Annotated in this window: 1 protein-coding gene; it reads left to right on the top strand. The window is 56.1% G+C overall.

What is annotated here, in order from left to right; translation table 11 throughout:
- Positions 1–45: 45 nt before the first annotated feature.
- On the top strand, positions 46–401 hold a 356-nt coding region (locus tag PL8927_RS28220; protein ID WP_231506171.1), incomplete at its 3' end, for a hypothetical protein.

The raw sequence follows: 401 nt of genomic DNA, 5'->3' as shown, positions 1-401 counted from the left end.
CGCCTCCAAGCCTATGATGGCAAGGCATGGAGTAATTACCCCTCCGTGACCCTGACGACGCAGCAAGCCAACCGGGCTCCGGTGGTCACCACCTACAACCGCACCCTGAACACAGGCACCAGTCTTAGTGCCTCCAACTTCTTCAGTGTCTACGACGCTGACGGTGATGCGATGCAGCGGTACTATTTCTACGATGCCAACAGCAGCAGCACGAGCGGTTACTTCACCGTCAATGGGGTCAAACAGAATAGTTCTTTCTACGTGAATGCCAGCCAACTGGGTAATGTCCGCTTCGTCGGTGGTAGCCAAGGTGGAACAGACACGGTTCGCCTCCAAGCCTATGATGGCAAGGCATGGAGTAATTACCCCTCCGTGACCCTGACGACGCAGCAAGCCAACCG

The organism is Planktothrix serta PCC 8927, assembly GCF_900010725.2.
Taxonomy (GTDB): Bacteria; Cyanobacteriota; Cyanobacteriia; order Cyanobacteriales; family Microcoleaceae; genus Planktothrix; species Planktothrix serta.
Note: the sequence above shows the minus strand (reverse complement) of the source record. Positions and strands in the feature narration are given on the sequence as shown.